Source organism: Janthinobacterium sp. ROICE36, from assembly GCF_002869965.1.
Lineage (GTDB): Bacteria > Pseudomonadota > Gammaproteobacteria > Burkholderiales > Burkholderiaceae_D > Janthinobacterium.
This window is the reverse complement of sequence record NZ_PEBS01000121.1, coordinates 1-9,019: the sequence shown is the minus strand read 5'-3', so window position 1 is coordinate 9,019 and position 9,019 is coordinate 1. Positions and strand designations below refer to the sequence as shown.

The following is a 9,019-nucleotide window of genomic DNA, read 5'->3' as shown; positions in this document are numbered from 1 at the left end:
CGACGGCGTGGATACAAGGTCGTTCGCCGACCAATTTTATGCCTTGGCAGGAATGGTCCGTCCAGTTTAAGGGGCACTGGCCGTTACGGGAAAATTCCGCCGTTTGATCAACAACGCGACAGAACCCGCAGCCCCCCCTGTATCCTGACGTTATCGAAAGATTGTAGAAACCCCTTCGGCATTACCCCAACCGAGCTTCAAAGCTATGGCGGATGTGCTCTCACCCCCGACAGATCACATCTGCCTGGCAATGAAAATGGAATACAATATCTTTCATTAACACAATTAACTGAGGTTAACTTATGACAGACAGATCACCGCGCTCACGCGCGGCCAACACCGTCTACAAAAGAAGCCTCCATTGGGCCGCCGATCCAAAAACAGCCTTTCACCGCTGGCTTGAAAAAGACGCGTACGAGGAAGGCCACAACTTCAGCGCCAAGACCATCGCGGTCTACGCATCGATGTGGGCGATCTTCATTGCCCACCTGCGGACATTCCGCGGCAAAAGCGTCGTACTGGCCGACGAAGAAGATATCCGTCACTTCCTGGATCAGGCGCATGTGTGCAAACGTGTCGAAGCGCGCCAGCGCTATGCTCTACTGCTGAGGCGCGCTTACGCCGCCCTGCAGCAAGCTGATCCTGATTTCGTCAATCCGACCGAGGCGACCTTTCGCCCGGTAACCCAGCCCGCCGACGAAAAACCGATGCCCTTTCTGCTGCCTGCTGAGCGAGTGCGCGTGTTTGCCCTGCTATGCGATACCGACGATCCGCTGGACCAGGAGAGCCTGGTGCGCATTCGCGCCAAGGCGATGTGTGCGTTGATGCTGGGTGCCGGGTTTAAGCCTGGACAAGCCAACATGACCTCAGTTAATTGTGTAGGACATGGGCGCGAACGGTTTATCGTTGCGCCGCAATGCGGTACCATGACGTCTCATCGGGCCCTGGTGCATCCGGCTGCCTGGCCGGCGATTGACCGATGGCTGGCGTTGAGCGGAAGCGAAGGATTGATGTTTCCCGGCGCGCCCTCGGACAAGGAGCATCCGGTCGACTATGCACGAGCATTCATCGGTGCGAAAAAGCTGCTGGCGGACCTGGGGACAATGGCTGGCGGTGAACGTGTCAGTCCGCAAACCCTGCGCAACTCCTACGGCGCCAGCCTGCTCGAGGATGGACTGGGCCTGGACGCCGTGCGGGAATACATGGGCTACTCCAGGATGGAGTTTGCCCGGCGCTTTTCACATGCCCATGCGGCATGGTGCCGCCGTTCCGGGCTACAGCAAAGCACGATAGAATCGACGTCCAGCAACAATCTGAACAATGCTCCACCACCCTCTTCTGAAAGCTGCCACGATGCATCCGATTAATCCAACGGCAGAACAACGTATCACCGAGCTGGAAAGCGCCCTTGCAAAAGCGGTGGACTATTTGCGCTCATTGCCATTAAATCCTTCGAACCACCACGCCGCAGCGGCTGCGGACCAGGTGCTGCGGCAACCTGCCCTGCCGGTACACATGCTGTCTGGAACGGTATTGTCATCGGCCGGCGTGCCACTACTGCGAGCCACGCTGCAAGGCAATCAGCTCGCCGTGCAAACAGCTGATCCAGGAACGGTGCCGGCCGCCTTCCGGGAACAGCATGCAGCGCAGCTGCGCGCGGCACTTATCCGCGGCATCACCATCGACCTGTCGGCTACATAAAGTCCATGGTGCGGTCTGACTCTGAGCTGCTTTACATGTGCAGGCCGAACAAGATACCGAAAGTGGCGCCACGCTAGCTGCGCGCGCAGCTAGCGTGGTGCCAGGCTGAACTGCTCAACGAAGGCGGCTAGTGCCTCAATGGTCGGTTCACCCCATAGCTCCTGGGCGTACCAGTTGGTAAACAGCGAGCGTGCCAGGACGTTTTCGACGCCGCGGTCCAGATTGACGGCCGTGTTCGTATTCTGATCCTTGAAGCGCTCAAAAATGGCGTTTCGATCGGCGTTATCGAGTTCGTTGTACAGGTCATACGCGTCCTGCGCGCGCGCCGCGAGGAACTTCTCCAATACCGTCGTACCGCTGTCTTTTTTGACGACGCTATTTTTTGCCGCGCTGCTTTTGAGCTGCAGGTTTTTCGCCGCATCAGCTCCCTGCTTCATCGTCCAACGGAAATAGGCAGCTGGAGAATCCAGTGGCGCACTACTCTTGTGATCAATCCGCGCCTGAACAAAGGCCACGGCGCTGCGGATCTTGTCATCGCCATGCTGCGCCATCACATCAGCTGCATCGACCTGGGTCAGACCGAATTTCATGATGCTGCCCATCAGTTCCAGATCGATGACGGGCGGCGCTGCAAAACCAAGCTGCGGCTGCTTGGTATGCTCGACGCGAAACTGCAGGCGCTCGACGCGCCGACCTACACGGTGTTCGATGAGCTCAACCTGGATATCCGTGAGCGCATTGATCTCTGCCATCGCTGGCCGAATAACATCGCGCTTGAAATATTTATACTGCGGCGGTGGCGCATCCGCGGAAACAGGATTGCCGGTCAGCGCACCATACCAGTGTTCATACGTCTCGATCAGCGTGACCTTGGATGGATTGGTGGCATAGCGGCGGCAAATTTCATACAGCGCGAGCGACGAACCGGAACGCAGCAAGCCCTGGTAGAAAATGCTGAACCGCGTGTAAGTTCCCGGGGCCATGACCAGCTCATGCACTTCCGGTGGAAATGCAAAACCAAACCAGACCTGCCCGGAATGCTTTTTCAAACCCATCGGATTGACCAGCGTGACCGAAGCGACCAGGCGCTCGGACGTCCACTGGCGGTCATTTTCCATCAGCAGCTTGATGTTTTGCATCTCTTCGAGCTGGGCCTTCAGGAACTCGGTGTCTTTGCTATCGTAGGCAGCATCACGCGCCAGATCTGCCAAGCGAATCCAGAAGTATTTTTTTGACGCCGGCGTATCGATCGGCGAATTGACGCCCGTGACCTTCAGCTGCTGGGCGTGATACATCATGACGTTGAACACCTTACGGGTGAGCAAAGACATCTTGCCTTCCCGCACGCGCAGACCGATCGCATCATTCGTCTTGCGAAATTCCATCGATGGTGATGTCAGTTCGCCATTCTTGGCTGCTTTGGGTTTTCTCGTTGCCACGCCGATCCTCTTTCATCGAGAAAGCATGGCTCCAGATGCCCATACTTGCCTTTACATGGTGCGAACTATAACGCGAATTGACTCACCTTTGCATGCTCTCACATGAAATTTCACCAAAATAAGTGATTTTTTTCTGAAAAATATTTCACCTTAAAACACGGGCTCCACGTTTCGAATGAGAGCCATTGAGTGGCAAGCTCCCCGTGCAAGCTCACCTGGATTCGCAACGCCGGAACCAGCAAACAACGCCAAAACCGCATGGCTGGCGGCCCAGAGTACTTTTCCAAGCCACAACCACGGAACCTGCAAGCTGTCCATGGCATGGCCATATCGGTCACCACATGCTGCGCACTCCCTGTGTAGTCTCACCTATCGACGCAGCAGACGCAGCACAGCGCCCTCCATCACCTGTCACCGCACCGAATTGACCTATTTCGTATAAAAATGGCACCTACTGACCATAGCACGCCTGCATGCCACCACAAATAGCTTGTACTACCAAAAACACTCCCTGTGGAAGCTCCCCAGAGAACCATCACCAACACCAATTGATACCTAATCCGGTGATCAGGAAAACAACTCCCCGTAAAAGCTCACCTAAGAATTATCGCCCCCACTGTCACGCCCCCGGTAAACCGACACCAGCCGGATACGCTCGACACAGGAACCACATAAACACAGCACACACCACATCAAACGATAGCTGGCACAACAGCCTGGAAAATGGTTATCCCCATCTCCATTGACCCACTGTCCCTGTGTAAGCTCACCTGAAGGGTCTTCAGTCACCGTATCCCCTCCCCTCACTACCCGTATAGCCTCACCTTAAAAACATTCACTCCCTGAACCGACTCACCGAACTCCCCGTACAACCTCACCCCTGTCCCCGGTCAAGCTCACCTAATCCCTCGGAAAGCCGCATGAATGCTCGGTCTACGCGAGCTTAATTTGTATTTAAGGTTTTAAAAGGGTTCTTTATCAAAAAACCTCTCAAGCAAAAAAAATATTCCAATGAAGGTTTAACCCAGAATCGAGTACCCAAAAATAAGAATATTTTAGTGAAAGACTAAGATTTTTCATTTTCCAAAGGGTAATTACAGCATTTCATGAGAAAAATCAGTCATGCAATCCAATCAAACATACTAACTTTACAAGTATATCGCGAACAATATAGCGTCTTCAAAACCAGATTACTGGATGACAACGTCGTAATACTGAACAGTTTTCAGCTTCACCGACCAATCTACACCCCACCTTACTATTCTGAAAATGTTTCTTTAACAAATGATAGATCGACAGCAATCACCTCATTCATTGTTCCCGTAGAAGCTCACCATAGGCGAATAGCAAAAGAGAGATCACCAACATGTTAATAAAGAAGCATCGGTCCTGCAGGGATGCGCACTCTTCATTTACTAATTAAGCAATTGATTAACAAATAAACAAAGACACGCGACATATAAACATCAGTCCCTGTAAAAGCTCCTGTTTCGTCACTGTGGAGTTCCAGTACAGCATATAGTCATGCATAAGGTTCATATTCTCATCGACTCCGTAACGCGTGCGACACACTAAAGGTGAGAGATTACAGGGAGTACACATCAATATTTTTTCCAGATATTTCCTAAAAGTTGCAATGGTGCAACATATATATTGGCTAAATGTTCATATCATCATGGTTCGAGCCAATTTAATGCACGTGATCCACTTCAACAGTGACTCACACGCGTACTTTCTCGTCAAATCCAAGCATGTTCACTCACATGATTAGATGTCCCTGTAAAAGCTCACTCATTACCGGCCTCGGCTCTTAATGCTCCCTGTAAAAGCTCCCCCTGTATATAGGAGGATCAAGAGGCAACGCATTGAATGATTGAAATAGCAACCCATCCGCTGTCGCAGAGCTCCCTGTTAAGGCTCACCTATCACACACCTTCGTCCTCTGCACGTAGTTTATTAAAATTAATGCAATGAACTTACATCCTATGGACACCGATAGCTCCCTCATACGCCCGGGTCTGCAAATTTTGCCTTGATGCAACCCTAAAAACCACATCCGGGCTTTTGAAAGTGACTATTCCTTTTAACTTGCCGATAGACTTTATTTTCATCAATCTCCCTTTATTTGGAAAAGTTCGATTGAAAAGTACATTGAAACCCGCTATCATCATTGAAATAATCATCACCACGGGAGCCACATGCGCGCATTTGAAGGTGTAAAGCAGAAACTAGCGATGGAATTGAGCGGCTTCACCGGTACGCCAAAAACGTTTCGCACACGGTATCGTGAACAAGCAGACAACAAGCACAAGCTCTACAGTGCCGCTGAAATCCGCGCTATCCGCTTCGGACTTCTGAATATTCCTCCAGATACCAAACGCCCTTTGACACTGCCCCCGGTGATCGACACGCGCATGGCCAAGGGCGGCGTCGGCAAGACCACCATTTGCGGTAACGTCGCCAGCTGCATCGCCTTGTCAGGCTACCGCGTACTATTGATTGATGGTGATCCACAGTCGTCGCTGACGAGCCTGTATGGCATCAACTGGCTTGACGAAGAAATTACGCACATTGGCGAGCTGATGAAACGCACCTCGCAAGGTCAGCGTGCGCATCCAGAAAAGGCGATCCGCTCGATCTATCCTGATGGCATGCTGGATCTGATCCCAAGCGACATCACCATGGTCGACGAATCTTGGCTGATGGGTGCCATGAACCGGGAGCAGGCTTTTACACGCTTACTGGAGGCGGAGATCGAGTTTTTCAGCCAGTACGACGTCATCATCATTGATTCCGCACCAGGAACATCCGTCCTGGCCACGACGTTCATGGTTGCCTGCAAGACCCTGCTGACCGTGGTGACAGCCGAAGGACAGGCCATTGCAGCACTCGACGTGCTCGCATCGAACGTACAAGAAATCAATGCTGCTTTTGGGCGGCAAGGAATTCATTTGGACGTGCACATTGTGGTGAACCAGTTCAATACGTCGAAAACACCGCACCAGTACCAGCTGTCAAAACTACTGCCGAAATTTCCTGGCAAGATCAACGACACCATCATCCGTGATTTTGTCGGTTTCCTGCGTGAATCGGATCCGGACAACATCAGCAGCAATGGCCCGGTACTGGAAAAAGAGCCCAACAGCGGGGGCGCACGCGACATCATCGACTTAACCAAGTCACTTATCAAACTATATGGCCTGCGCATGGCTGGCACGACATTACCAGGACAGGAAAAATTATGAGCAGAAAACCATTGAAAGTGTCCGGCCTGATTCAGTCTGGCCGCCTAGTGCCGCAAGCCGGCATCATGGCATCGACCGCGTTTGATACGCCGGCCGATACCCCAGCCGCAGAGATTGGCCAGGATCAGCCACCTGAAGTGGCCTATAACGCCCAGCCTACCAGCACCCCAGCGGTCGTAGCGCCGGTCAATGCACTCGGCGTGGAAAAATTGATTGATCTGGACCTGCTCGATGACAGCCCATTTCAAACCCGGTTGAAATATGATCCGGAACGTATCGATGAAATTTCACAGTCTTTCCTAAGCGCCGGACAAAGCACGCCAATTACGGCACGGCAGATGCCTAACGGCCGCTACGAAATCATCAAAGGCCAGACGCGCAAAAAGGCTGCCATCAACATCGGCTGGAAGCAAGCACGCGTCCTGGTCGTCTCGAGAACGGATCGGGAAGCCGAGCTGGACGTCATGGTCGACAACACCGGCGCGCCTCCGACCGAATACGAAGAAGCACTGATGTTTCGCAAGGCGATGAGTAAGGAGTATGCGACCACACAAAAGGCAGTCGCTGCGATGTTCCTGTGCTCCCAGGCCAAAGTCTCCAATGGCCTGGCGATGCTCAACCTGCCTGCTGAAGTACTTAGCCTGCTGGATGAAGAGCCTGGCTTATTTGGCGCGCATGCGGCAAAAGTGATTAATTCGCTGTGGGAGACCTATCCTACCCACCACCACGTCATCCTGAAGGCCATTCAGCGCCTCAAGGAAGGCGCTGACCAGGGATCGATACAAGTGTGGGTCACACAGCAAATTAACGCCGCCAGCCTCCCTCCCCGAGCACAGAAGCACTTGATTCCCTCTTCGTCAGGTGCACCGCGGTATTTGACGCAGGCGAAGGACCGCGACATTATTGTGCGTATTTCAGACCGCTCTATCGATGCAGCGATGGTGCACCAAAAAATTGACGAAATGTTAAGAAAAATGGCTGACGAAGTAATTGAATAATTTAATAAACTCAATTAAATCAAAGACTTATTGTATATTACTCAGTAATAGCATGATCTGTTAGATATTGAAGGCCCGGGATTACCCGGGCTTTTTTTGGGTTGTTGATTCTTAATCGCAAACTAGTTAGCCGGAATAGTATACTAACAAATCGTGCTTAACGCGTCTTCGATAACACCAGGCTATCCAATCACGCCAACGCCACCTACCCACCCGTTTTTATAAAAAGATGATGTCATATGATGCTATTGGCATAAGTGACATCGGACCTGGAAACAACCACTTACCCACACATGTACTATTCGTAATGTCAGCCATCGCATCAGTTTGGTGGCCCATCGCTAAAACACGCCAGTATTCATTCCCCTTGAGTTGACAACCACAGATCGTGTAGATAAAGCGTGCTCAATTTCGACGGAATGGACGCGTGCTGTGGATTGTGAGGCAACAACAAAGTGTCCTCGATCATCTGTTCTACCTTTACCTCCAGGTGAGATAACTATCCATAACATGAATGGTGAGATCGTACAGGGACCACTCGTTCGAGAATAATTTTACTCAGCTGTTCATTTCGCGCCATTCAACGTGGCAGGTGCGGTTTTATCACTGGAATCTCCTTTCAGGAACACAAGATATCATTCAAGGTGAGATGCAGCGGGGACTCAATCTCATGTCATCGATATCCGTTGCTACAGCGGATTACCAATACAAATATCGCTTTTGTAAGCTACTGTTAAGTGATTCTTCCATCGAAAACAGTTAGATACTCACCGCTAGTAGTTTTTCAACTATGTTTGCTGCTGCACGATGCCGTTGAGAAAATAATTGAATGTGCCATGCAGTTAGCTGGTAAGCACCTAATTTCCCTGTTAAAGCTCCCCCAATGCTAGCTTGGATAACTTTGCTGGAAAATTGCATCTGCGTATATGTTGTGATGTCTGGCCGGCATCATCCTTTTCAGATTCTTCTCGCTATAGCGTTGATTGGTACACAAAAAACGGAATTTCAATTGTTCAGGCAGTAGCCAGCATATAGATGGCCTGTTGATTTGCCCAACAGAGCTGTACACTTGGGCGGTTACCTCACATACAGAGTATTGTGGCGCTATGGGTACCGATATGCTCCAGGACACGTTACGGTTACAGCATGTCCACATGTTCAACATCATTTAAGTACAGGGAACTTACGACCTGGGCGTACGATAGACTAACTTTTCATGGATCTGGATCTTGCATGTAGTGTGCCTCAGGTGGCGTGGTGCAGGGCCAGGTAGCTGCCTGTGGATGAGCTGTCATATCATCGCTCCCACACTACCCTCGCGCATGACAGTGTATAAGGCAGCCGCGGTCTGGAATGAATGGGAGCTGTAAAGGCCACTGAGCGTATTACAAAAAGATTTGCTGGATAAGCTGATAACGGGATGTGGAACCAGATAAGGTCTTGGCGTGGCACCTTGCCAGGCGTAGGCAGCTTCGAGGCTGGCAAGGCATATCCTGTTTGCTGTACATAGGGGGTGTACTGAATTCTGTGTAAACGGTTTTTCGTTTAAGTCTGCGGTACCCGGTCTTCAAACTGGATGGCGAAGCGGTTCAGTGCCGCTTTCCAGTCCCGTATTGGCATCGTCCACTTCTTGCTA

Annotated in this window: 5 protein-coding genes; 4 read left to right on the top strand and 1 reads right to left on the bottom strand. The window is 51.3% G+C overall.

The features are described from left to right. Positions 1-302 precede the first annotated feature (302 nt). Both CSZ94_RS26195 and CSZ94_RS27785 read left to right on the top strand, forming a co-directional pair. The gene (locus CSZ94_RS26195; protein ID WP_102124189.1) at positions 303-1,367 is read left to right on the top strand and encodes a tyrosine-type recombinase/integrase; all 1,065 of its coding nucleotides are present in this window, start codon (positions 303-305) and stop codon (positions 1,365-1,367) included. Further along, positions 1,354-1,701 (top strand): hypothetical protein, encoded by a 348-nt coding sequence (locus CSZ94_RS27785; protein ID WP_146009908.1) that lies wholly within the window; start codon positions 1,354-1,356, stop codon positions 1,699-1,701. Before CSZ94_RS26195 ends, CSZ94_RS27785 begins: the two co-directional genes overlap by 14 nt. Positions 1,702-1,790: 89 nt before the next feature. Here the strand turns inward: CSZ94_RS27785 and CSZ94_RS26190 are convergent, their stop codons facing one another. Then, positions 1,791-3,140, bottom strand: coding sequence for a replication initiation protein (locus tag CSZ94_RS26190; RefSeq protein WP_146009907.1), 1,350 nt, complete (start codon positions 3,138-3,140; stop codon positions 1,791-1,793). A 2,198-nt stretch (positions 3,141-5,338) separates the two neighbouring features. Between CSZ94_RS26190 and CSZ94_RS26185 the strand changes: the two genes are divergently transcribed. After that, positions 5,339-6,385, top strand: coding sequence for a ParA family protein (locus tag CSZ94_RS26185; RefSeq protein ID WP_102124187.1), 1,047 nt, complete (start codon positions 5,339-5,341; stop codon positions 6,383-6,385). Continuing rightward, complete coding sequence (locus tag CSZ94_RS26180; RefSeq protein ID WP_102124186.1) at positions 6,382-7,383, top strand: ParB/RepB/Spo0J family partition protein; 1,002 nt, start codon at positions 6,382-6,384, stop codon at positions 7,381-7,383. Before CSZ94_RS26185 ends, CSZ94_RS26180 begins: the two co-directional genes overlap by 4 nt. Positions 7,384-9,019: the final 1,636 nt, after the last annotated feature.

Coding starts and splice junctions, on each gene's coding strand:
- CSZ94_RS26195 (WP_102124189.1), top strand. CDS start 303: ATGACAGACAGATCACCGCGCTCACGCGCGGCCAACACCGTCTACAAA.
- CSZ94_RS27785 (WP_146009908.1), top strand. CDS start 1,354: ATGCATCCGATTAATCCAACGGCAGAACAACGTATCACCGAGCTGGAA.
- CSZ94_RS26185 (WP_102124187.1), top strand. CDS start 5,339: ATGCGCGCATTTGAAGGTGTAAAGCAGAAACTAGCGATGGAATTGAGC.
- CSZ94_RS26180 (WP_102124186.1), top strand. CDS start 6,382: ATGAGCAGAAAACCATTGAAAGTGTCCGGCCTGATTCAGTCTGGCCGC.